Origin of the sequence: Flagellimonas myxillae (assembly GCF_023502235.1) — a bacterium.
GTDB lineage: Bacteria > Bacteroidota > Bacteroidia > Flavobacteriales > Flavobacteriaceae > Flagellimonas > Flagellimonas myxillae.
This window is the reverse complement of sequence record NZ_JAMFLY010000002.1, coordinates 172,585-197,755: the sequence shown is the minus strand read 5'-3', so window position 1 is coordinate 197,755 and position 25,171 is coordinate 172,585. Positions and strand designations below refer to the sequence as shown.

General features: G+C 40.3%; 23 protein-coding genes. 2 read left to right on the top strand and 21 right to left on the bottom strand.

Features of this window, described 5'->3' with window-relative positions:
* Window positions 1-25 precede the first annotated feature (25 nt).
* From M3P07_RS09295 to M3P07_RS09195, 21 genes are all read right to left on the bottom strand, one after another.
* Window positions 26-1,012, bottom strand: coding sequence for a polysaccharide deacetylase family protein (locus M3P07_RS09295; RefSeq protein ID WP_249969633.1), 987 nt, complete (start codon window positions 1,010-1,012; stop codon window positions 26-28).
* Between the two features lie 4 nt (window positions 1,013-1,016).
* Entirely contained in the window at window positions 1,017-2,129 is a 1,113-nt protein-coding gene (locus tag M3P07_RS09290; protein WP_249969632.1) for an O-antigen ligase family protein, read from the bottom strand.
* Window positions 2,130-2,196: 67 nt separating this feature from the next.
* Entirely contained in the window at window positions 2,197-3,414 is a 1,218-nt protein-coding gene (locus M3P07_RS09285) for an O-antigen ligase family protein (RefSeq protein ID WP_249969631.1), read from the bottom strand.
* Window positions 3,356-4,510, bottom strand: a complete 1,155-nt coding sequence (locus M3P07_RS09280; RefSeq protein ID WP_249969630.1) for an O-antigen ligase family protein — start codon at window positions 4,508-4,510, stop codon at window positions 3,356-3,358. The genes M3P07_RS09285 and M3P07_RS09280 overlap by 59 nt, the downstream gene beginning before the upstream one ends.
* A 64-nt stretch (window positions 4,511-4,574) precedes the next feature.
* On the bottom strand, window positions 4,575-5,450 hold the full coding sequence (locus M3P07_RS09275) for a glycosyltransferase family 2 protein (protein WP_249969629.1): 876 nt from the start codon (window positions 5,448-5,450) through the stop codon (window positions 4,575-4,577).
* Window positions 5,443-5,946 (bottom strand): hypothetical protein, encoded by a 504-nt coding sequence (locus tag M3P07_RS09270; RefSeq protein ID WP_249969628.1) that lies wholly within the window; start codon window positions 5,944-5,946, stop codon window positions 5,443-5,445. Before M3P07_RS09270 ends, M3P07_RS09275 begins: the two co-directional genes overlap by 8 nt.
* Complete coding sequence (locus M3P07_RS09265; protein ID WP_249969627.1) at window positions 5,936-6,877, bottom strand: sulfotransferase family protein; 942 nt, start codon at window positions 6,875-6,877, stop codon at window positions 5,936-5,938. Before M3P07_RS09265 ends, M3P07_RS09270 begins: the two co-directional genes overlap by 11 nt.
* 43 nt (window positions 6,878-6,920) lie before the next feature.
* Window positions 6,921-8,210 carry a flippase gene (locus M3P07_RS09260; protein ID WP_249969626.1) on the bottom strand — a complete coding sequence of 430 codons (1,290 nt, stop codon included), beginning with the start codon at window positions 8,208-8,210 and terminating at the stop codon, window positions 6,921-6,923.
* A gap of 60 nt (window positions 8,211-8,270) precedes the next feature.
* Entirely contained in the window at window positions 8,271-9,227 is a 957-nt protein-coding gene (locus M3P07_RS09255) for a heparin lyase I family protein (RefSeq protein WP_249969625.1), read from the bottom strand.
* A 40-nt stretch (window positions 9,228-9,267) separates the two neighbouring features.
* Window positions 9,268-10,728 carry a hypothetical protein gene (locus M3P07_RS09250; protein WP_249969624.1) on the bottom strand — a complete coding sequence of 487 codons (1,461 nt, stop codon included), beginning with the start codon at window positions 10,726-10,728 and terminating at the stop codon, window positions 9,268-9,270.
* Entirely contained in the window at window positions 10,685-11,971 is a 1,287-nt protein-coding gene (locus M3P07_RS09245) for an MBOAT family O-acyltransferase (protein ID WP_319946568.1), read from the bottom strand. The genes M3P07_RS09250 and M3P07_RS09245 overlap by 44 nt, the downstream gene beginning before the upstream one ends.
* A 273-nt stretch (window positions 11,972-12,244) precedes the next feature.
* Entirely contained in the window at window positions 12,245-13,099 is an 855-nt protein-coding gene (locus M3P07_RS09240) for a sulfotransferase (protein WP_249969622.1), read from the bottom strand.
* Window positions 13,100-13,126: 27 nt separating this feature from the next.
* Complete coding sequence (locus M3P07_RS09235; protein WP_249969621.1) at window positions 13,127-14,380, bottom strand: sulfate adenylyltransferase subunit 1; 1,254 nt, start codon at window positions 14,378-14,380, stop codon at window positions 13,127-13,129.
* An 8-nt stretch (window positions 14,381-14,388) separates the two neighbouring features.
* On the bottom strand, window positions 14,389-15,294 hold the full coding sequence (gene cysD, locus M3P07_RS09230) for a sulfate adenylyltransferase subunit CysD (protein ID WP_249969620.1): 906 nt from the start codon (window positions 15,292-15,294) through the stop codon (window positions 14,389-14,391).
* Entirely contained in the window at window positions 15,287-15,889 is a 603-nt protein-coding gene (gene cysC / locus M3P07_RS09225; RefSeq protein WP_249969619.1) for an adenylyl-sulfate kinase, read from the bottom strand. The genes cysD and cysC overlap by 8 nt, the downstream gene beginning before the upstream one ends.
* The gene (locus M3P07_RS09220; RefSeq protein ID WP_249969618.1) at window positions 15,871-16,302 is read right to left on the bottom strand and encodes a DUF2061 domain-containing protein; all 432 of its coding nucleotides are present in this window, start codon (window positions 16,300-16,302) and stop codon (window positions 15,871-15,873) included. The genes cysC and M3P07_RS09220 overlap by 19 nt, the downstream gene beginning before the upstream one ends.
* Complete coding sequence (gene cysQ / locus M3P07_RS09215; RefSeq protein ID WP_249969617.1) at window positions 16,302-17,123, bottom strand: 3'(2'),5'-bisphosphate nucleotidase CysQ; 822 nt, start codon at window positions 17,121-17,123, stop codon at window positions 16,302-16,304. Before cysQ ends, M3P07_RS09220 begins: the two co-directional genes overlap by 1 nt.
* 135 nt (window positions 17,124-17,258) lie before the next feature.
* Complete coding sequence (locus M3P07_RS09210) at window positions 17,259-18,308, bottom strand: hypothetical protein (protein ID WP_249969616.1); 1,050 nt, start codon at window positions 18,306-18,308, stop codon at window positions 17,259-17,261.
* Window position 18,309: 1 nt separating this feature from the next.
* Window positions 18,310-19,995: a DUF6909 family protein gene (locus M3P07_RS09205; protein ID WP_249969615.1), complete on the bottom strand. Its 1,686-nt coding sequence runs from the start codon at window positions 19,993-19,995 to the stop codon at window positions 18,310-18,312.
* A gap of 55 nt (window positions 19,996-20,050) precedes the next feature.
* A complete protein-coding gene (locus M3P07_RS09200) occupies window positions 20,051-21,547 on the bottom strand; it encodes a GH3 auxin-responsive promoter family protein (protein ID WP_249969614.1) in 1,497 nt (498 codons plus the stop codon).
* Window positions 21,548-22,417, bottom strand: coding sequence for a M23 family metallopeptidase (locus M3P07_RS09195; RefSeq protein WP_249969613.1), 870 nt, complete (start codon window positions 22,415-22,417; stop codon window positions 21,548-21,550).
* A 170-nt stretch (window positions 22,418-22,587) separates the two neighbouring features.
* Here M3P07_RS09195 and tatA point away from each other — a divergent pair, with 170 nt between their 5' ends.
* Window positions 22,588-22,782: a twin-arginine translocase TatA/TatE family subunit gene (tatA, locus tag M3P07_RS09190; RefSeq protein ID WP_284042141.1), complete on the top strand. Its 195-nt coding sequence runs from the start codon at window positions 22,588-22,590 to the stop codon at window positions 22,780-22,782.
* A gap of 231 nt (window positions 22,783-23,013) precedes the next feature.
* Window positions 23,014-25,074 carry an OmpA family protein gene (locus M3P07_RS09185; protein ID WP_249969611.1) on the top strand — a complete coding sequence of 687 codons (2,061 nt, stop codon included), beginning with the start codon at window positions 23,014-23,016 and terminating at the stop codon, window positions 25,072-25,074.
* Window positions 25,075-25,171: the final 97 nt, after the last annotated feature.

Below are 25,171 nucleotides of genomic sequence, written 5' to 3'. Positions count from 1 at the left end.
GTTGTATTTAGGATATTTATGCGATTCATTGGTAGGTTTTGTAGTTGTGGTCCCTATAAGTGCTTTCCATAAAATTGGATAGTTTTTTTAGCGAAAATCGGGTGAATGCCTTTGGGTGGCCAATTAGGACCATATTTCCATTGTTTGCCGTTTTGGTTCGATATCTTCGAAAAGCCTTGTTTAGTAAAGATGCTTTATATCCATCAATGGATACCACACTGTGCGAAAAACTGAATAGTAGCTTTAATACATTGCTTTTGGCCATTTTAATGGCACTTCCATCACCATAAGCTTTATGTTTTGACTGTTTGGAAAACTTGATGAGCACAAACTTCCAGAAAAACCAGGGCGGAACTTTATAAGAGCTTATGGGGATTTCTGTGAATTCCCCATTTTCATCTTCTTTGACCAGGTCGTTCGAAAACTTGTATTTGGTTTTGTATTGGTCTACCCGGGAAAAGTCAAAAGATTGATTGTTGGAAAGGTATTTGCCTCCTGGGTAAACGGTGCTATCGATCAGCACCCCATTTTTTTTCAAACCTTTTCCAATTGGGCCAAAGGGTTGTGCACTCCAACCACCAGCTCTATATGCCTGCGGGCTCTTTCCCGATATTCGTTCCAAAACTTTGGTATAGCGGGAAATTATGTCAATGATTTCCTCTTCAGAAAAATTGGACAGCCTATATCTCTCTGTATGGAATACCCATTTGGCGCCATCATAGTATGAGTCTTCCCAATGTGGATGTATGTGAAGCTCCACTCCATGTCCGTTATCGGCCAAATATCTTATTTGCTGGGTTATTTTTTCATAGTCCGATTTTAAACTCCTGAAATCGGACTTGAATTTTTCCAGCGCCAGCAAATAGCCAGAATCCACAAAACAAGTGAACTTAATGCCGTAAGGATTAGTAAGCTTTAAAAGTTCCTCGGTAGGTTCAAGAATACATTTCTCCACCGTTCCGCTTTTCGAGCCGAAAAACAGCTCATAATCCAAGGTAATATATATGTTCATGGATCTATTTTTTTGCCTTGCCCGGCCAACTTAGAAATAATGAAGAGAATATCGCAAAGTACTCAATGCCCTTTATCCTAACCAATGTAGACTCGGTAAGATTTGCTAAAATGAAGGCAAAGAAAATAAAAGTAAACAGATAATCCTTCCTGTAGACACTTAACAGGAACAGCAGCCCAAGGGAAAGTACATAGGCAAAGCCACCGATGGCCCCATTTATGCTCAAATACTCTAAAAATTGGTTGTGGGCATTTAAGTCATTTGCCTCGGCCAAAGAATAATTGCCGTCAATATATTTTTGCCTTCTTACGGAATCAATCTCGGCAAATCCAACACCAATAAATGGGTTTTCCTTAAAAATTTCATAGGATACTTCCCATCGTTCAATTCTTTTTTCGTCCAAAATACTGTCAACGGAAAACATCCTGTTGTTCATATATTTATCTCCCATAGTCCAGAATAGAAGGGCGCAAATACCAATTCCCGAAACCAGGACCATTATCTGTTGTTTGTATATCGAAACCTTGCTGATTGCCAAATAAACAAAAAACAGCAACAGCAATAGCACCACCATATCGCTGGCCAATTGAAACAGCCCAAATACGAAGACAATAAGGAAGAAATATTTCCATTTCTTTGAAAGCAGTTCGTCTTGTATTAAAAACAGAATTGAGGTAACAATGAAGAGGCCGAGATACGTAGGGTGTGTATCGGCCACAGGCGTAAAATCATGCCCCATATTACTCCAGGTAAACCAATTTGCCCAAGACTCTCCCTTGCTTAGAATTTCCCAAATAAGATTGGCATAACAAATAGCCAAAGTGGTCAGACATCCAAAGACCAGGGCCATAAAAACCTTCCTTCTTTTTCCTGCATCAAAATCATCTTCAGAAATTAGGGCAATTGGGACCAGTAACAAGGACAACTGGGTTTCTAGATAATAGATGTTTTCCCAATCCAGCGAATGAAAGGAGGCGATGACGGCAAGAACAAAAAACGCAAAAACGGGTGCGCCCCTGAGCATTACTTTTCTATAGTTGAACCTGGAACTTCCAAAGAGGATTTCAACTAATCGCAAACCAATGTAAAATGCCAAAAGTACATTGTTAATCTTCATGTACATTGGAAGTGTAAAAACTACCAACAATAAAAGCCAGAGTCTGTATTTTTTTAATGCTTCCACCTTAGAAATTTTTGTTATTCCCCATTTTGCTTATTTTCAATTCTCCACCCATTGCATGTCTCGTATACAACAAACAGACAAAGAATGCATAGAAGGTAATTCCTTTATGAACATCCAATAAGGATTCTGTAAAGCTTACACCTGCAACCAATAGTATAAAGGTAGTCAACAACAGGTCCTTTTTTCTAAACGACACCCAAAGAGGTATAAGGTATATGAACAGCAACCCTATTCCTCCTCCAATTATGCCATTTCTCACCAAATTGTCCAAGTATTGGTTATGCGGGTTATACCTGTACTTGTATCCCATGGTAAACCCCATTTTCTTATAAACCTCCACCAACTCGTCTGTAATATCACCCGTACCCGTTCCCCACATTGTATTCTTTTGAATGAGCTGAAACGAAGCATCAATGTTACCAAAGCGGGAGGATACCCCACGATGGTTGTCCTTGTCAAATCCAAAATGCTCCAGTTCCGAAATTTGCGAGAACTTTTGCTTGATGGAAGGTGCATAATTGAACACCACAAAAGCAAAGATCGCGGTTCCTAAAACTAGGCCAAGCCGTCCCAATATCGATTTAAAAAACAGGGGAGCCGTAAAGATCAATGACGCTATCGAAAGGACAAAGATTATTCTTGCTGAAGTGGCCATGGCCGAAATCAACAAAAAAAGTGCCCAAAAGAAATACCTTCTACTATTCCCCTTATGGACAAATGCGATACAAATCCAATAACCAAACAAGTTATACAGACCGAGATACGTTGAATGGTAAATATCAACTGTGACAATTTTATAGAATCTTTCCCCAAAATTAAAATAGTAAGCGAATAAATACAGCAAGTAAATATTTACAAGGGTAAGTATCACCAAATAGGCATTAAATATCTTCTGTTTTTGCACCCTGTTGCCTAGACTATAAAATATTATGGGAAAGGCTAAAAAACTAAGGTTCCGGGTTACAAAGCTCCACCCGTTGTCCAAGTTTTCCGTATTTATCATCCCAGCAACATACACCAACAAGGGGACACTTAAGACAAAAACATACCCATTTACTCCTCCTTTATTTTCTTTTAGAATAAGATTGACCAGGGCCACAACCAAAAGTGCTACTATGGTTATGCTGCTATAGTTCAACTTCACAGGCAGTACTGTGAAACTAATGAACAGCAGCAATAGAACGTTGGTCGTTCTGGATATAATAGAATCTATATTCATAGGCCAATAGCAATAGCAAGGTGATATTGAAAACAAAGTTCACGATTGCATTACCGAAAAATATCGGTATTATGATCAATATGATAATCTTAAAATTCTTGTTGACAATCTTGTAAATCTTTCTGAAATAAAACAGAAATAGAAAGAGCCCTGCCAATCCAAACTCTACCAAGATCTTTAGAAAATCGTTGTGCGGGTCCTTGTACATATAGGGATATGGCATGTTGCCCTCTGTCATGGTATCCACACCAACGCCAAATATTATCCTCCCCCAGGACTCCTCGTAAAATGAGAACAATATCTTGATCCAGTAAATTACCCGCCAGACCACAGATCCATAGCCTCCTACCTTAAATTGCTCCACCCTTTCTTTAAGAAACTCCCAATTTAAATAGTTAATGCTGTCCAGCTGGCTGGTTACCTTTTCTGAAGAAAACAACACCAATGTAGTTATCCCCAAAAAGCTAAAAAGCAGCAGTAGCTTTTTGTTCAATGATATTCTTTTTGATCGTGCCACATTGTAAGCCAGAAGGGTTAAAAGTACCAACATGCCGCCAGAGGACTTGGTCAAAATAATGGATAAAAACAACACCAAAAGGCAAAGGTTTCCAAGCCATTTTGTTTTAAAGGGCTTATGGAACACTAAAAAGTAAATGCAAAAGCAAAGTATATATGCAAAATGGTTAGCGTGATTAAAAATCCCTTGATATCGATCTACGGCCCAAACTTGGTAGATGCCCAATGGAAATGTAATCACAAAAAATATGATGATCACTTTAAAAAAATCCCGGACATCCTCAATCTTGGCCGTGAGCACATAACTTGCAAACAATAGATAACATACATATCTGGCAATCCCTTTAATGGAAAAAAGAGCCACATTCATATTCATAATGGATTGTATCACAAAAAATACAATGGCCACTGTCACGATTAGCAGATACAATTTAACCAAAGGGGACAAGGAAATTCGGGATTGCCTTTGTTTGGAAATAAAAAACAGGGTGATGGCAGGAATTAGAAAATAGAGCGCCTGATGGAACGTTGCCGCCAAGACAAACAAGAATATCAATACAATCAGATTCGCTCTTAACATTTTACCACATCAAGTATGTAACCGTCCTTGGGGCATCAATTATCCGCCCCAACCTCAATAGTTTCTATTGGGCTTGCACTTGGGTTCTACCCAAAATTTTGTTGGTCAAGTAATATCTAAAGTACTTTTTTACCTTCTTATCTGAAATTCTTGGTTTACTTTTTAGGATACCTTGAACATATCCAGCCAAGTAATCATATCCTCTTTTAAAATTTCGCTTAGCAAAGGCCAAATAGAAAAACTTCAGCAGGGCATAAAGCAAAGTGTGCCCCCGGAAATAGGCATGGTACCCCTTACTCTTTTGGTTGGACAACCTTACATTTATTTCCCTGGATACCACTTTAGCCGACTTGAGTGTTTTGGTTTTCCAGCCATTGAGGTGTGCCAAAGCCAATGAAACTGTATCTGCGGTGGGTACCACTAAATATCCTGAGTTCTCCAGACATTCTTTTTTCCATAATCTACAATTTCCCCTCACAAAATTTATGTCGGCTATATGTTGTTTCCCTTCTTCCGTATAAGTAATTCCACTTGCAACCCCAAGTGATGGGTCCGCATTTAAAAAGTCAACCAATTTTTGGTAATACTCTTTTTCGGGGAAGACATCACAATCCAAAATTCCAATAAAATCCAGGGTATTGTAAAACTCACTGTTCTTTAAAAACTGTAGCCCTTTATCGATGATTGTTGCATACTTTATCCCAACACGATAGGAAGTGTCTTCAAAGTTAATGTTGAGCACCTTAAAATGCTCCACATTCTTTATGCCTGCAATCTTCTCCAAATATTCCTTGCTCCCATCGGTGCTGTCGTTTTCAACAATTACCAAGCACTTGATTCGCATGGTCAGCGATTCAATATTGGCAATGAACTTCCCAATATTTTCAATTTCATCTTTTAAAGGGGTTACCAGTGCAATGGCATTACTCTTTTCAATCATTATCAGTGATCAGTTTTTTTATTTCCAAGGCGCTGCCCACCTTTGTCTTTCTTTCGTTACCCGTTTTGTATAGGAACAAGGTTAGTTTTCGAACTTGATTTTCCTCCAACGCTATTTCCTTTGTCAGGTATTTGTATTCTTTGGTTTCCGTTAGGACGGGGTTGAAATCCCAGTTTTCAATTCTAAACGTGTCGTTTTTAATCCTTGCCCTTGCCCTCATGGTATATCCCTCTAGTTTTTCTGTGGAAGCCTTTGGGTCCATTTTGAGAACTAGGATTTTTTTGTCCTCTTTTTTGTCCCTTATCACCGCAACCTCCTCTATTGTAATTCCCTCAAGCAAGGTAAAGTCCACCTCCTTTTTATTGCTTAGGATATCCAGGCCTCTTTCCAAATATAGTTCCGTTTTGGACTTCGGACTACAGGAAACGTTCACAATGGCCAAAGCGACCAAGAACACTATTGCTAAAACACGGGGTGGCTTTTGGTTATGGATCAATCCGTTCTCTTTTTCTTTTTTTGTATTTATTTACCCAGTAGGTGTAGGTTTCTTTTAGTATGGAATCCACTTTATCCTTCATTCCCGGACTATACTTTTTATTGCTAAGGCTATCGTAACCAAACGAGTCCATAATTAAATGACATTTGCCCTCAATTATGGATATATCCTTTTCAGAAATCTGATTTTTCCATTTGTTGATCCTTTCCTTGGTTAAGGATTTCCCTACCAGTTTGTGTTGGGAAGCGGTATACTTGGGCAAGGTAAAACCATCTCCATTTAGAATTTTTTCGTCATACTTTAAACCCGCAAAAGCGCACACATCTTTTACTACTAAGGAAGGGTTGGAGACCACATCCTCATATTTGACCAACATTATTTTATTTGGGAACTGTTGTTTCAGGGCGTAATATAGTGCTACGTACTCAATCCATAGCTCACTGAGTCTTAATGCTGTGTTTGCTCCCCAGTCCAAATTCTTAACAGAAGCAAAAACAGCTCTTGGATCCCGCACAATGTATACAAAGACAGCTTCGGGAAATTGTTTGCTCCAGACATCAAAGAACTTGATAGAGCTCGGTGTATGGTCAATTCGTATGATTTGGCCATTGTATTGTTTGGAATGCTCAGCAGCATATTGCTCTACCAAATGTTCAATTGTCCCATTGAAGTTTGATGCTGTTGTGGCTTCAGGTAAACCAGGTAAATTTTGGGGGTTGATGTCCCATTGTTTGAACCTATAGTTTTCGTCAAGAAACTGCACAAGTTCTTCCCTGGACAACTTCTCTGAATTGCTTTTTGAAATTTTAAAATAGGCCTCAGACAAAAAATCGGATTCTGGAGTAGCAACGCAATTTTCGCAGCTTCCTAGGATACTGGCCAACATGGTAGTACCACTTCTGGGACATCCCGTGATGTAAACGTGTTTCATTTTTGGCAAATTCAATTTCCTCCCTCTATGTGTTCCTTTGGAATTATTTGAAATTGTAATAGGAAACGATCCCCATTTTAGATTTCAAATACCCCGCCGCCAATACATTCCTGCATGCCATACTCGCAGCAGTCGCTATGGCCGCCCCAAGGCCTCCATACTCTGGAATTAGCGCAAAGTTCAATATAATATTTAAGAAAAGGGCAGTTAACACTATGTTTTGAAAAACTTTTTGTTTGCCTGTCATTTGTAAAATCACTCCGACAGATCCAGCGAAAGAATTTACCAACTGGCCACCGCAAAGCACTATTAAAATGATGCTCCCCCCAAGAAATTCCTTGCCAAATATGGACAAAATCCAATGATGCGACAGCACCAATAGGGCTACCACCGCTATGGTAATAAAGAAATTGATCTTGGTACTAAAACGGATAAGTTTGGTAAAGGAAGGCGTGTTGCCCTCTTTATAACTCTTTGCCAATTTTGGGGCCAAAATGGAGTTGATTGCCTGTAAGGTGAAACTTGTGAATGTGGCAATCTTCAGGGCTACATTGTAAATCCCAATTTCTGTTTGGTTCTCATAAATCCCTAAAACAAAAGTGTCCACCCAACCCAATAAAATTATCATGCTTGCCGATAGCATCATGGGAAATGATTCCTTCAGAAAGAACCATGTATTTTGCTGGGTTTTTAGTGTTATGCCGCCATGCTTTTTCACACAAAGGGCAAAAGCTAAGACTGATAGGGTGATTACGCCATAGGTATGGGCCCTAATGGCATCTAAAGGGTTGTCTGACAAACTCCAGAGCACAGCTAAAATGATAACCGTTAGCACAAATCGTCCCGAGTTGTTGAAGAAGGCAAACCAATGGTTCATTTTTAATGCTCTTAGGTAACCGGCACAAACTAGGGTTAAGGACCAAAAAGGGATTGAAACGGTCAACCAAAAAAGGAAAGGCTCCATGTCCGGTTTATTAAAAAGGTCTTCGGATAACAGGTGTCGACTCCAGTATAATGCCAATGCAATTATACTTGATACCACTATGGATTTTAGTACCACTCTAAAGAACAGGCCTTTTTCACTTCCATTTTCTGGAGAGGAATAGAATTTGACCAGATTTACATCAATCCCCAGTCTGCCAAGAACTCCAGAAAAAACAAATAGGGAGAAACACAGCACTACCAGACCATAGACTTCGGTACCATAAAATTTCACCACAAGATAAGTGAACGTATAACCCGCAAACAGCCCAAGCAAACGAATAATTAGAAACAAAAAACCCTTGGATAGAATTTCCTTCTTATCGCCATCTTTAGTTAGGTTCACTTTCATCTTATAGTTTGAATCCCTATGGGTAAATTTCTAGTTGCGCAAATAGAATATTAGGTGATACTACTCCAGCTTCTCTTCCCGTAATGAAATTTCGCTTAGCACCCTTTTTTTATCTTCTAGATACCTGTAATCTTCAGAGGTTCCATAAAGATCCATTGGGGTAGGTTCCTTTCCGGTAAGCTCCATATAGCTTCTGGCCTTCTTCATGTAATCAAAGTTAATTGAGGTTGGATTGGAATTATCCCAATAGCGATAAAAGCCAAATTTAAGTGTGTTCTGTATTGAATTATATAGGTTGGCCCCGTACACCTTATTGTTGATGCCATTGTAAGGTGTAAATGGTTTTCCGTTTAGCCACACGGCAATGTATCCCGTATTGGTTAAGCTCCAATTGATATTGACCCTTACCGTATACCATTGCCCTTTAATAATCTCGTCATTTAATGCTATGGGTCTCCATTTGTTTCCATGGAGTAATCCATTTTTGACGCCATTTATTCCGTAATGTAAAATCAACATGTTTTTGGAGTACTGCTCTAAATAAGTAAAATCTACTGTAGGTCCCGTAATGATTTTTTCCTCGCTCTTGGGTTTTACATAGTGAAACTGAACAATGGATACCTCCCGGCCAATATTTGTAGAATCAAGTTTATAGTCTTTTGGAATCATGAACCTCCATTCGATCCATTCCTCCTTTAACTCAGGGTTGCCTCCATGAAGGGTAAGCTCGGCTCTATACCCTCTGATCTTCTTATGGAGCTGTCCAGGCGAAAGTGTAGATTTCAAATAGCTTAACTCTCCATCTTCAATAATTTGCAGGGAATTGTTTAGGGGTTTTTGATCTTCCTTTTCCACCAAGGAATGATAGGAATACCTGATTTCACTTTCGGTAACATCTTTTGGGTCCTTATGTTTTGGTAATTCATCAAAATCGTCAAAAAACTGAATGTCACTTCTTTTCTTGCAGGACCCAAGCAACAGGCAACTACATATAACTAAATAAAATACTTTTTTCATGACCAGAAATTAATATTCAATTGTCAAGAAAGGAATCGTGCTACCATTTTTTGGTTAACAACAAACTGTCCACTCTAAATATCTTTTGATTGGAATTAAGAGTCAGCTCAACCTCATCTATTTGATCGTAAGGTGCATTGAACTGCAAAATATGAAAGCCTCGATTCTCAAATTCTATCCAATTTGTAAAATTGTTCCTATAAACTTGTCTTGTGTTACTATTCGCCAGATTATCAATATCAATACTTTTATGCTGGTCCTTCTCCGGTATCTTAAATCTAAACCTCAATCTTGAGTTTTGCAGTTTTTTCCTGTTACCTTCAACGATCAATTCATATCGGTCTTTAAAAACATTATAAAGAAAAATATTCTTTATCCCCACTGAGTCTCTCATATAGGCTTTCTTAAAGTTCCTTTTATAGATAATGTCCTTTTGGTCATTAAGCAAAAAATATCTGTTCCCTGTTTTGTTCGGTTCACTATCTGTGGAATCGTCCAAAGAAAAGTTTTCGGAAATATATTTGGACATGTGTTGCGATACCACCAAGCCACCATTGGTATTCAGATGACTGGGATCTTTGAAATGTTTTTTTCGAAGCTTTAAGTTTTTATAAAGCGCATTGTAGTCTATAAAATGGATTCCCATAGAGTCCAAAAATTTCTTTGTTGCATGTAAATAATCCAGGTATCCTTTCTTCAGCGAGTTTTTATAAACCGGTGCACTCACAAACAAAATCTGGATATCATTTTTCTGAAGTTTTTCAATGATGTCAAGAAATCTTTCCCTTTGATATTCTGAAAGAGTAGCTTTCTTGTCTATTCTTATTTTATTGGTCTTACCTTCACTAAACATGCTAGTGTGCATATCCCAATCTTCTCTGTTTAAACCAAAATCAGGCCTGTATCCCTTATAAAAGTCCTTGTCCAAAGGGATTTGGTATTGCTTCTGTTCCCCTATATACTCTTTCCAGCGTTGGTGGTTGCGTATTAGAGGAAAAACGTCGAAAACATTGTCCATGCCATAAAGGGTTGTATGCCATTGTAGCTTTCCAAAGCCCAAACTTGTTTGATCCAAAGTCTCATACTGGAAATTCATTTGTTTTTCATCGAGGATGGAATCTGTTGCAGAATTATAAACGTCAATAACGGCTAGTTGCAGGTCGTACTTATCAACGACATCATCTAGATAAAGTAAAGTAGTGCGTAATCTTTGCGCCGCGAACGAAAAGTTGTAAGCTGAAACCCCTAATCTATATTCCAAAACCCTCGGGTCGTAGGACGAATATCCATGTGATGTGCCAAAAACACCGATGTCCACGTGATCCACGTTTTCCTCCAAAAAACCTTGTGAAAAACTGGCAAGGTTCTTCTTAATGAAGAATTGCCCGGAGTTTTCAAAAACAGTTACGACAAGTACAGCAAGAACCAAAATCCTTACAGCGAACTTGAGCCCTGCCCTAGAATTGAAAATAGATAAACTCTTTTGGTTCCAAATCGCCATATATACCAAAAATTAGTATGCCCAAAATTATTAAAACATAAGACGCCCACCTAAAGGCAAGGTTTTGTTGATTTATCCATTTGAGTGCTCCATATTTTCTATGAAACCAATCAAATAGTATTAAGAGCAGAATGACAATAAAAGCCAAACGAAGTTCGACCGGCTCCAATCCCAAATGGTATAAGGAACTGGCATTGTCAAAAGAGCCCATGTTCGAAATCAATAAAAATGCTTCTGATATGTTATTGGCCCGAAAAAATATCCAGGCAAAACAGACTATTGAAAAAGTACAGAGTGTAAATAGCAAATTGGCCGAGAAATTTTGTTTGGCCAATCCACTAAGTGCCAATAACTTTTGTTTTGGCCTTTTCAGAGCTTTTTCAAATATGATGATCACCCCATGTATCACACCCCAAATTACAAAAGTCCAAGCGGCACCATGCCAAATTCCACTTACTACAAAAACAATAAAGAGGTTTAGATAGGTCCTATAGTTTTTACCCCTGCTTCCGCCCAATGGGATATAGACATAATCTCTAAACCAAGTGGACAGGGAAATATGCCACCTTCTCCAAAATTCAGTAATGGATTTTGAAAAATATGGGCTATCAAAGTTTTTCATAAGATCAAACCCCATAGTCCGAGCTACTCCGATCGCAATATCTGAGTAACCGGAAAAATCGCAATAAATTTGAAACGCAAAGAAAATAGTGGCCACGATAACCTCGAGGCCATAGTACTCCCCTGGGTTTCCATAAACCTGATTGACTACCACCGCAAGCCGATCTGCAATCACCATCTTTTTAAACAGTCCAAAGGCTATTAGCAAAAGGCCATTCTTCACCAGTTTGTAATTAAAGGTGTAGGTTTTGTAGAACTGCGGCAAAAGATGCGAGGCCCTTTCAATTGGCCCGGCAACAAGCTGAGGGAAAAAGGCAACAAAGGCAAAAAAGGATAGGACATCTTTGGTCGGGGCAAGTTTTCCCCGGTAAATGTCTATAGTATAGCTTAGGGTTTGGAAGGTATAAAAGCTAATTCCAACAGGTAGAATAATGTTCAATGTGGAAATTTCAAGCGGTTGCCCGAAAAGCTTAAAGGCGTCTACAAAGGTTTCTATAAAGAAGTTGGTGTACTTAAAATAAACCAGGAAGCCCAAGTTTACCAAAAGGCTTATAAGCAATAGCCCCTTTCTCTTCCTTTTGTCTTCGTGTTTTGCAAGTTGGAGCCCAACCAAAAAATCCACCAAAGAACTAATGAATATCAAAAATAAAAAACGCCAATCCCAAAACCCGTAAAAAAAATAGCTGGAAACCAGTATTAGAATGTTCCTTGTGGTTTTGTTGGACGCAAAAATCCAATATAACAGGAAAACAATTGGGAAAAAAAATGCAAAATCTATTGAGTTAAATAACATTCTTTATAAGCTCCTTTTTATTGCGGTGTTCATTTTTTCTCCAATATCAATGTGACAAATATACTTTAAAGCTTTTCACATACTTTGGACATCGTATTTTCTCTAACGGTAAACTAGGTAGTTGAAAATCTTTGTAAAATAGTCCCCAAGCGTAAGCTTTCTGGTTTCCGTTTTACTTCTAAGCAAAATTTCCTGCTGTAATCTAATCCTATTCCCGTCAAACAAAAATCCCGTATACAATGGTCTGTTATTGGCAATTTTTTGTTTTGAATCGTCAAAGTTTTCTCCAAGATTCATGGCAATGTCATCCAATGTTTTGATTGGCTGCGCCACCAAATCATCGTATTTAACAATGGCCACTGCATGTTTTCTTCGGCGAAGTATTTTAACTGTCCAAAGGCATATCAGATTTACCGTCAAATAGTAAATGTTGGAAAGGAGAAACCCTTTTGGTGGCTGCTCAATATTTTTCTTATTAAACGACCTAACCACCTGTATCGGGTCTTTTTTGAGATAGATGTATTTGATCTTTAGTGAGTCCCCGTTGAAAATTTTAGAAAGGTTCATGGCCCTAAGGGGGTATTTGGAAGATTCTATCAATACGGCTTCCTTGGTTCTGTCAAAAACTGCCTTATAAAACTCTTGGATGATATCAATATATTCCTGATCGTGTTTCCCAAAAACCGCTTTTACAAAATGGGTGTGGTATTCGTGGTTTGTAACACTTTCTTCTCCCTTCGTATAATCGAAACCTTCCCTCTCGAAGGTCCTTCTAACATCATCCCAATATCCAAAAACAGGGTCCTCCTTCTCTCTTTTTGGAGGAATACCTTGTCTTTTACAAAACCTGCTTACCTCACCTATACTAATCGTATCTTGAGAGTTGCCAAGGAGAATGTCCAATATGGTTGTTCCGCTACGACCCGCACCTAGAATGTAAATTAGTGTCTTGTCCAACTATAAGCCCGTTAATCTTAACCTAGTCTATACAACCATCCCCGCAGCTACGGTTTCATTGGTGCTTTCATCTATCAAAATAAAGCTTCCCGTAGTGCGGTTCTCCCGATAAGAATCGATCAATAAAGGTTTTGTGGTCCTGATTTTTACCTTGCAAATATCATTCATCCCCAAATCCACATCTTCCGGCTTTCTGTTTAGGGTATTGATATCGATCTTATAAATCACCTCCTTGATCATCGCCTTTTGCTCATTGGATGTATGTCTGATAGTATACTTGGCCCTAGGTTTTGCCGGATCGTTATGCAACCAACAAATCATGGCTTCCACATCTTGGCTGGGTTCCGGTTTGTTATTCGAACGTGCGATCATATCACCCCTGCTGATATCAATATCATCTTCCAAGGTTATGGAAACGGACATGGGTGCAAAGGCTTCTTCCAGCTCTTTGTCATGGGCGTTTATGGATTTAATTGCTGATGTAAATCCTGATGGCAGGACAGTGATCTCATCTCCTTTTCTAAATACGCCACTGGCCACACGACCTGCATAACCCCTGTAGTCCCGATACTCTTCGCTTTGAGGGCGCAGTACAGTTTGAACAGGGAATCTTGCATCCACTTTATTAATATCGCTGCTGATATGCATGGTTTCCAAAGTGTGTAATAATGGGGCGCCTTGGTACCAGTCCATATTCTCTGATCGGTTTACCACGTTGTCCCCCAATAAGGCACTGATAGGAATAAATCGGACATCTTTTACCAATAGCTTGGACGAAAACTCCTCGAACTGGGCTATTACTTTATTGTACGCTTCTTCCTTGAACTCAACCAAGTCCATTTTGTTGATACATACTATGATATGTGGAATCTGAAGCAAGGATGCAATAAACGCATGGCGTTTGGTTTGCTCGATAACCCCATGCCTTGCGTCCACCAAAATTATGGCGGCATTGGCCGTAGAGGCTCCGGTAACCATATTTCTGGTATATTGAATGTGTCCCGGAGTATCGGCAATAATGAATTTTCTCTTAGGGGTGGTAAAGTAACGATACGCTACGTCAATGGTAATCCCTTGTTCCCGTTCATCCCTCAAACCATCGGTAAAAAGGGCCAAATCCACTCCTTCGTGTCCTTTTTGCTTGCTTGTGTTCTCTATGGCCTCCAACTGGTCTTCAAAAATGGATTTGGAATCGTACAGCAGCCTTCCTATAAGGGTGCTTTTTCCATCGTCCACACTTCCTGCAGTGGTAAACCTAAGTAATTGATTGTTGTCTAACATCTTAATGCTTAAAAATATCCTTGTTTTTTTCTGTCTTCCATGGCGGTCTCGGACCGTTTATCATCGGTACGATTACCTCTTTCCGTTTGACGCATTGCCGCAACTTCTTGCGCAATTTTTTCTACCGTATCGGCTTCGGATTCTATACCCCCGGTAATGGTAATGTCTCCCAAGGTCCTGAATCGAATCCTTTTGGTTTCAATATTTTCGTTTTCCTCCAATTGCAAAAATTCCGAATGGGGGATCCAAGAATTGTTTCTCCAAACCACTTCCCTTTCGTGTGCAAAGTACAAGGATGGTATTTCAATATTTTCTCTTTTAATATAGTTCCAGACATCCATTTCCGTCCAATTACTAATTGGAAATGCACGGAAATGCTCTCCTTCAAAATGCTTCCCATTAAAGAGGTTCCATAATTCTGGTCTTTGGTGCTTTGGATCCCACTGGCCAAAATCGTCACGGTGTGAAAAAAACCGTTCCTTGGCCCTGGCCTTTTCTTCATCCCTTCGTCCTCCTCCTATGGCACAATCTACTTTGTTGGTCTCGATTGCGTCCAAAAGTGTGGTAATCTGCAGGGCATTACGGGTGGCATTTTTCCCTTTTTCCTCAGCGACCCGTCCGGTATCGATGGATTCTTGTACAGAACCTACAATGAGCCTGACCCCAAGCGTGTTGATGAGGTCATCCCTAAACTTGATGGTTTCAGGGAAGTTATGTCCTGTGTCCACATGCATTAGTGCGAATGGTATTTTGCTTGGAAAAAAGGCCTTCTTGGCCAAATGGGTCACCACAATGGAGTCCTTCCCTCCTGAAAACAATATCACGGGGTTCTGGAATTGCGCCCACACCTCACGAAGCACGTAAATGGCCTCGGATTCCAATTCATCCAGATAATTTAAATAGTACTTACTCATTTTCTTGAAGTTCTAATTTTTTTTGAATAGCCTTATATATTATTTCAACACTTTCCTTTATGGAGTGCTTTTCCGTTACCGTTACATCGGGGCTCGAGGGGATTTCATAGGGTGCCGATAACCCGGTCATGTTTTTTATTTCCCCGGCCCGGGCCTTTTTATACAATCCCTTAACATCCCTATTTTCACACTCCTCCAAACTCGTATTTACAAAAACCTCTACATAATTTTCTGCCCCTACCGTTTTTTTGATAAACTCACGGTCTTTACTATAGGGTGCGACAAACGCAGCCAACACAACGATTCCGGCATCGATAAACAACTTGGAAATCTCACCGATCCTTCTATTGTTTTCGGAACGGTCTTCCGGACTAAAGGTTAGGTCAAAATTGATCCCCCTTCTAACATTGTCTCCGTCTAAGACATATGTTTTAATTCCGGTTTCAAAAAGCTTTTGTTCCAGGGCATTGGCAACTGTTGACTTTCCTGACCCAGAAAGGCCTGTCAAAAAAATGAGAAAAGAGTTGTGCTTGTTCAAAGCCCGTCTTTCACTTCTACTTATCTTGTAGTTATGGGTTATGATGTTCTTTTCCATTTTTTAGCTCTTTTTCGAATGTCCAGACCGTAGTTAATACGATACCAGGCCCTTTCATGCAAATAGTACAAAATCATCTTGGTGATTACCTCTGCAAAACCAATCTTCAATCCTGTGAGCGGGTTTCCAGTAATGACCCATGAAAGCAATATGGTATCCAATGTTCCTATACCCCGCCAAGTAACCGTTTTTATTAAGTGTCTCTTTTGGCTATTGGTAACATCCACAGAAAGCCATGCCCTTTCGTGAAGATAGTATAAAACCATTTTGGTGACCATTTCTGCAATCCCAATCTTAAGTCCTGTAAACGGATTACCCGTAATCAGCCAAGAAAGTATGATCGTATCTAGCGTTCCTACGAGACGCCAAGTAATGGTTTTGGCCAAATGCCTTTTATAAGAGACTTTTCCCATTAATTTCTTATTAGGAAATGACTGTTCAATAAATTCTCTTTATTATAAGGCAGCTCCTCATTGGTGTCGTTGGAAATTACTTGGAGTCCAACTGCCTTGCAAATTGCATGTCCTGCAGCCGTGTCCCACTCCATGGTCGGCGCAAAGCGAGGATAGATATCCGCCTTGCCCTCGGCCACCAAACAAAACTTCAATGAGCTTCCCTTGGAAACGATTTCCACCTCTTCATATTGTTCCTTAATGTTCGATATAAAGTGCTCGGTGTCGGAATTCATGTGCGATCGGCTCCCGACAATCCTAATTTTGGATTGGGATTCGGATCCCGGGTGAATCTGGTTCGAAGCCGTTAAAGGAGTATCGGGAAGTTCATGGTTTTCATTTAATACCAACTTAAATGCCTTCTGGTCCTTTATCTCGGCGAAGTACAATTCCCTGGTTACGGGAACATAAATCACCCCTAGAACTGGTGCCCCATCATGAATCAAAGCAATATTAACGGTAAACTCACCATTTCTTTTGATAAACTCCTTAGTGCCATCCAATGGGTCCACCATCCAACATGTTTCCCACTGCTTTCTAACTTCAAAGTCCAATTGCTTGTTCTCTTCGGAAATTATGGGAATTTGGGTGGGCACCAAATACTCGTTAATGACTTTGTTGGAATTCAGGTCTGCAGCAGTTAAAGGAGATTTATCCCCTTTTTCATGAACTTGGAAATCTGTATTTTCATAGACCTCCAAAATAGCCTTCCCTGCCTCAATGGAAGCGTCGATTGCCGTTTTTAATAGGCTTGAGATTTTGAGGTTGGTTTTCAATTCCATAAAATTTTTGCAAAACTAACATAATTCCGTTTCTGTGGGAATAAAACGACAAAACAATTAACCACAAAAAAGCCAGTTATTGTGCTATTATCCAACCAAATGCGTTTTAGAATTAACAAAGCACTCAATCTTGACCTAACTCTTGCCGTAGTTTCGCAAATAATTGTTCAATTGTAAGCCCCAGAGTACTCCCACTACCAATAGCACCAAAACTAAGGGAAAAAGGAAAAGATATCTATTCCAAAGCCCTTTCAATTCCACGCCCCTGGTTGGAAAATCACTTATGATATTTAGGATTTCAGACTTGTTGGCCCGTTCTCTGTTTAGGCGGACCAATCTTTCCTTAAGTACCTCGCGCTCTTGAATGAGTGCCAGTTCTTTATTCTGCGATTCCCCATTTTCTGCCAAATTAATATTGGTTCCTTGCATGGGTTTGTCCGCTTCCTTGATCAAAACTGTACGATAAAGGCTTTGAAGGGAATCTATTTCTGCCAATTGGTGCATATAGATATCTTCCTGGAGGTCTAGGTTTTCATCATTTATTTTCTTCTGAAGCTTAAAATAATCGTTGACTGATATGGACGCGATGATGGCCGGCTGCATTTTTTTGGCCACTTTGTTGTCGGTACTAACCACTGAAATTTGATGAAATCTTGCGTCCAACGAATTAAAGTTATCCAAATAGTTGTCAAAATCGATGGTTTTGATGGTGGTGGTATCCAAATCTTTTATGAAATCGTCAAACAGTGCAATTTTCTGGTTTTCATCCGAATAGGAATCCACAAATATCTCCTTAACGCTTCCTGCCTCATATTCTGTGATGTTGAGTGCAGTGGCCAAGGTGGTGGAGTCCTGTGCCTTCGCTAGATCGTTGTAGAAATCAATATTGTTGTACAACTGCTGCACACTATTAAAGTTTGGTTCCACAACCATTTTGGAAACATACTTTTCTGGTAGATTCTTGTCCAAAAAATACCCTGCAACAGCCCCAACAATAACGGCAATGGCCAACACTATTATGTTTTTTTGGATGAAAATCAACAAAAGGATGACCAAATGAAAGACTCCCTTTAATATGCTGCCGATAAAATTGAAGAAACGCTCAAATGCCCTGCCGATCATTTGGAATAATTGACCCAAATCAATCTCGTCCGAAGTGCCGTTGTTTACTGGTTGTTCTGCCATTTTATGAATTGAATATTTGTTTTAAAATTCTATCTGTTATCAAGTATGTTGGTTTTACTCCTGTGGTACCAAGACCGCCTGACGCCAAAGTGCTTCCAGTTTCCAATGGATTGTCCGATGCGTAATATGCATACCTGACCTTAACATCTTTGCTAATGCTCTTTCTAATTTTTGAGGCCGATTGAATCGCCTTTTGGTAATGCACCCCTTCCATTTCCAAACCAATAACATTCCAAGTGGATTCATGGAAAAATTTCAGGATGTCCTTGTTCTGAAGGGAAGTTCCCAATACCGTAACCATAGCACCTTCCAGCACCTTGAGACCATGTCCTTCAAAATCTTCTTTACAAAGCTCATTGTCGAAGGGGTAGTTGTCTGCTGATCCCTCAAAAATGTGGGCGGAAGGAATCATTAAATCTCCCTTTCCCCCCTCCAAAATTCCTGCTTTGCCCATAATGGAAATGGAATCTACGTTCAAAAACTCTTTTTGGCCGTTAACCTCAAAAGGTTTTAGTAACTCGTCTATGGTCTCATAGGCCTGCTCGCCAAAAGCATAATCCATGACGAAGATAACTGGTTTTTCATCCGTGGATATTCCTTCTGGGAAACGATAACAGCAGGTATCCTTCCCAAATTTGGCGGTATCAAAAATCTGCACGTCAATATTGGCCCCAGAACGATCATCCAAAAAGAGCATTCCGTTCTTTTCCGCGACCTGCTCCACTTTTTTTCGGAGTTGTTTGTTTTCGGAAGAGCTCAAAGTTTCGTAAACGTCCAAAGACTTAGTATCCGGAAGCTCTTTGGACAATGTGTTTTTAGCAAACAGGGAATTCATGACACTGTGCATGTTGGCACTGATAATGTGCAATGGTCTGTGCAGCAACTTGTTTTTGGCCAATGTTTGCTTGATCATTTGCGCCCATCGTTCACCATGAATATGGTGGCCCAATCGTTCCCGTAGCAAGGGACTAAAGGTTATGGTTCTCTTTAAACCTGTTGTTTCTTCCTCAATGGCCAGTTTTCCTAGCCAATAAATCACGTCCAAAAACCGATCTGGATTGTTCTTGGTCTTAAGTTTTTCCTGAATTTCCACCACATCCTCAAAGGTCCTGCCCAAAATATTGGCAGCATGTATCATCGAAATTTCCCTCTCGGCGCTGGTTTTCTCGTCGCTATTGATGAATTCCGAGAGCTTATCCCAATCCCGAATGGTGTCGGTACCGTCGACCAATACCCGTTTGCAGATTTTCCCAGACTCGATGAATAGGAAGGTAAGGTGGGTAAGAATGTCATAAATATCACTTCTCCCCCGAGTAATCTCGATGTTCATTTGCTCCTCGTCAATACGGTAGCAATTTCTTCTTCTTTTGGGTGGAATGATGGCTGTTAAATGGGATTTGGAAAAACCTTCGTCCGAAGTAAGGTTGATATAACGGCATTCCTCAATACCCTCAGGTAATCGTTCCAAAACATAGATAAGACCATTAAGTTCGGCTTTTTCCTCCGCAACAGACCCATAAATCTCAGGCCTTAAAAGGAGCAAGGCGGTTCTTAGGGCATTACCAGAAACTCCAGACGGCTTATAAAATCCTCGATTGAGAAGGTGACGCATAGTAATGTATAACCGCTCAATGGCATTGGTGGATTCTTGGGCACGTGTCGCCTGTTTTACTTTGGTAGTCATCATAATTTAGCGACAAAAATACGTGAATTCCCACTAAGGAAGCACCATAATTTGTAATCTAGATAAGAAAGGGTTGTAATCCTTTTGCAACCTTGCGATCATTGGATAGCCGTTGCACCTTGTTTTGCCCACCCAATTTGCCAATGGTTTTCATGTATTCCTGAAACCCTCCGGATTTTACCTGGGAGATTTTCAAGGGCTGAAGTATGTTCCCCGCTATCAGATCCAAATAGTAACTGTTTTGGGTTTTCATGCTTTCCTCAACATCTGCAATAAAGCTTGTGAAATCGGAAGGGGGAGTTTCAAATTCTATGAACCACTCGTGGTAAGGTAGTTCTCCTTCGGGAGGGGAGGTTTGTGGAGCCACGGTAAACTCGTTTATCACGGCATCGGACTTGGACATTGCAATTTGGATCGCCTCCTCTACTTCTTTGGCAATAACGTGCTCCCCAAAAGCAGATATAAAATGCTTTACGCGCCCAGAAACCACTACTCTATATGGTTTTGTAGAAACAAACCGAACGGTATCTCCTAGATTATATGCCCAAAGGCCAGCATTGGTTGATATGATCATGGCATAATCGACACCTTCTACCACATCTTCAATGGTAAGCCTTTTCGGGTTTTTCTGAAAAAACTCATCAGTTCTTATGAACTCATAGAAAATCCCCGCATCCAATAATAGGAGCATTCCTTCCGCCTGCTGAGAATCTTGATAGGCAAAAAACCCTTCGCTTGCAGGAAACAATTCTATGCTGTCTACCTTTCTGCCCAACAATTCCTCAAACTTGGCCCTATAAGGTTCATAGTTTACGCCACCGTAGATGAAAAGCTGGAAATTCTTAAAAAGTTCGCCAACCTTTTTCCCGGATTTGGTGTTCAATTTTTCAAAATACATTTGTACCCACGAAGGAATTCCGGCGATAACCGTCATGTTTTCATTTTCGGTTTCTTCCACGATTTTGTCCACCTTGGTTTCCCAATCCTCAATACAGTTGGTCTCCCAGCTCGGCAAGCGGTTTCTTTGTAGGTAATTGGGAACATAATGGGCCGAAATTCCAGAAAGCCTTCCCAATTTAATACCTCCTTTTTCATCCAATTCGGGACTCCCTTGCAAAAAAATCATACTTCCATCCACAAAATCGGCATTTCCGGTCTCATAGATATAGTTTAATATCGCGTTTCGAGAAGCAGCCACTTGGTTTTTTATGGACTCCTTTGTAATGGGAATATACTTTGCTCCTGAAGTGGTCCCCGAGGTCTTTGCAAAATATTTTGGTTTCGAGGGCCATAGTACGTCATTTGCACCATCCATTATTTTTTGGATATACCCTTTTAGTTCCTCATAATCCCTTATGGGCACTTGGGCAACAAAGTCAGCATACGAAGTGATGTTCTCGAAGTCATGGTCTTTACCAAATTCAGTGTTCCTTGCCGAAGTAATCAAGTCTTGAAACACCTTTTGCTGGGATTTTACTGGATTGCTGCTCCACTCCCGTGTTTTTTGGGCTATTCGTTTTGCAAAAAGTTTTGCTGCAACTGATTTAAGGGACATTTAGTTGAAGTCGATATAATTTAAAGGGTTGACAGGCTTGCCCTTTTTCCAAAGTTCAAAATGAAGATGTGGGCCGGTGGTCAGTTCTCCTGTATTTCCAATGGAGGCTATAACCTCTCCCGCCCGAACAAGGTCTCCCTGTGCCTTGCTCAAAGACCCGTTATGTTTATATACCGAGGTTAGGTCGTCCTGGTGCTTTACGATAATAACGTAACCCGTTTCAGCCGTCCATTCGGAAAATAGTACCGTTCCATCCGCAATGGATTTGACTGGAGTATCCTTTGGCGCCACCACATCTACGGCATAGTGCTTATTGTTGGGGTCAAAGTCTTGGGATACATTGCCAGTTAATGGGGCAAATAGCAATGTACCTACATTTTCGATATTTCTTTCAAAGAGATTGTATTTGTCTTCCAGTTCCACTTCCTCGCGTAACAAAAGATCTTCACGAATGGGTGTTAGGTCGACGGTAGAGGGGTCCAGCTTGTATTTCTCAAAAAGTGAATCCCGGTTCATTTCATTATTTTCGATATCTCCCCTCAAAACCAGCCTAACATTATCTAAATACCTATTGGTATAATTTAGCACAGTTACCAGTGAATCCGTTTTGTAGGTAAGTTCCGTCGCCTGCCTTTTCAAACGGGTTGAAGAGTATCCAGGAATATATTCACGCAAGGGGGTAAACGCAATGATCAGGGTAGTTATCCCAATTAGGGCTATAATAAAAAGTGTTCCGGTCACAAAAACATTGAGTCGGCTCAATTTAAAGGAGATTTTCTCCTCGAAAGTGCTTTCGTTCAAAATCACAAGCCGGTACTTGTGCAGCAGCTTTTGTTTGATTTCCTTTCTTTTCTTCTTGTCCTTTGCCATGCGGGACAAAGATAACCTTAGATTTTTATATAGATGTTAAGCTTTTACAAAACACTTCTATGTCAATAAATTTGTGTAGAATACACATCTTATTGCTAATTTTCGTTAACGACATAGGGCCTTACAGTTCTTTTTAGTAATTTTACCGTTCATTTAAAGGCGTTGCGATTATGATTGCTCAAACTTTTATTCTTGGTATGCTAGGTCCCTGGCAAATTGTACTCATTGTAGTTGTGGTTCTTTTGCTTTTTGGAGGGAAAAAGATTCCAGAGCTTATGAGGGGTCTAGGAAGTGGAATCAAGGAGTTCAAAGATGCTTCCAAGGAAGACGAAAAACTGGAAAGCGGCAAGGAGTCTGATGCCTAATTCCATGTATTGGCGAGGGTTTTTCTTACACTGAAACCCCCTTTATTTATAGGGGATTGTCGATGAAAAACAACACTTTTCACCCTTTCATGCCATAATTCCTTCCATTCACAACAAAAACTTATTGGCCCTATCACCATGCTTTATTTTAGCATTTGATAATCCTATGTAGGTCTTTTGGCCTTTTTTGGATTTGGTTAGCTGATGGAATTTGTTTCAGAAGGAGGGACTATGAAGAAACCCATTTTTATTTTAATCCTGCTACTGTCCTTTGGACTTGAGGCCCAATCTGTATCCTTTTTGCAGTTTGAGGATGGGGATCTGTACAGTGAAATGGAAGAGTCCCGCGGAAGTTATTCCTCGCAAACCGCATTTTTAAAGCAGCTTGAGGGGATGAATGCCAGGGCACTAACCAAATTCATGCGTAAAAATGGCATTACCGAAAAGCTTATTAAGCAAGCCAACGAATTCTTCAATAAAATGTGGTACGCCGAAGCGGCCCGTGTATACGACATTGTTCTTGAGAAAAGTGATGCAGAGCACACTTTCGAACTATTGTCCAGAGCTGGTGATTCCCATTACTTTTCGGGCAATATGGAAAAGGCCCACAAATGGTACCACGAACTGTACGAGACCTATAAGGAAGACATTACCGAAGAAAAGTTCTTTAAATATGCCCATGCCCTAAAAGGAACCGGTCGTTATCGAAGGGCTGCCAAACTCACTAAACTATTTAGACAAAAAAGGGATGAGCCGCTAAACGAACTGAGCAACGACCCGACCACTTGGAGCAAACCCCGATTGGTAGAGGTCAAAAATTTGGCCATTAACTCAAAATACTCCGAGTTTTCCCCAATGTTCCACAATGGAACAGATGTGGTCTTTGCCTCTTCCTTGGACTCGTCATTCTTGACCACACGTAAGTATCGATGGAACAATCAGCCATTCTTGGATTTATATGTTGCAAAGGCAGACCCTGAAAATGAGGACCTGTCCCAACCGAAAAAATTCTCCCGAAAAATAAACACCAAGTATCACGAAGCCTCAGTTTCCTTTTCTCCGGACCAAAAGACCATCTATTTTACCCGTAACAATTATGGTAAAAAGCTAAGGCGGGGAAAAAATGGCGTTAATCACCTTAAAATATATCAATCCCACTATGTGGAGGGCGAATGGACCAAAGCGGTTGAACTGCCTTTTAACAGTGAGGATTATTCAACCGGACACCCCTCTGTAAGCCCCGATGGAAAGCAACTATATTTTGTTTCCGATAGGCCTGGTGGGTTTGGGGGTACCGATGTCTACAAAGTAAATATTCTTGGAAACGGCAAGTTCTCAGAACCCGAAAATTTAGGACGTACCGTCAATACAAGTAAAAAAGAGATGTTCCCGTACATCACAAAAGATGCACTTTATTTCTCATCAGATCGCACTATGGGTCTGGGAGGATTGGATATTTACAAATCGAGCCATGTCGACGGTGTTTTCAGTGTGGGCATCAACTTGGGTGAGCCTATAAATAGCAATCGGGACGATTTCTCCTATATTATAGATGAAGGTGGCGAAAATGGATACTTTGCATCCAACCGAAAGGGAGGAAAAGGGGACGATGATATCTATTCCTTTAAAAGTATCTTGAATCTCAATGCGATTTCAGGAAACATCTTGGACGAGGTTTCGGGCAATCCAATACCTGAAGCCGAGGTAACCTTATTTGATAAAGACGACGTTCGGATAGGCCAATTGCGTTCCGAACCTGATGGTAGCTTTATCTTTAAAAACCTTAAACCCGTATCGCGTTATGTAATCAAGACGGTGAAGAAGGGTTATTTTGATGTCTCCACCAATATTACAACCAAGGAAAATGAGGATATAGCGGTAATCCAACACCTAAAACAGCTCGAAGAGATCATTGCCGAAGAGGATGGTGTAATGAAGTTGGAGGTAGAAACCATCTACTTTGATTTCGACAAGTTTAACATCAAGCCACAATCGGCCCAGGAGTTGGATAAACTGGTAGCTGTAATGACCGAATACCCCAATATGGTCATTAAGATTGAATCGCATACGGATGCTATCGGGACCAAAGCGTATAATAAATACCTCTCCGACAAGCGGGCCAAATCCACCAGGGACTATATCGTAGCCCATGGCATAGATCCCGGCAGAATAGAAAGTGCCATCGGTTATGGAGAAGAACAATTGCTCAATAATTGCAGGGATGGAACCCGATGTAGCAGAACCAAGCACAGGGAAAACCGTAGATCCGAATTCATAATCGTAAAAATGTAGCTTAATAACCCACCAAAAGAAAGCCCCGTTTCGGGGCTTTTTTCATTTCTACATCCAAATATGCACTTTATCGATCAGCTTCCTCGATGAAAAAATA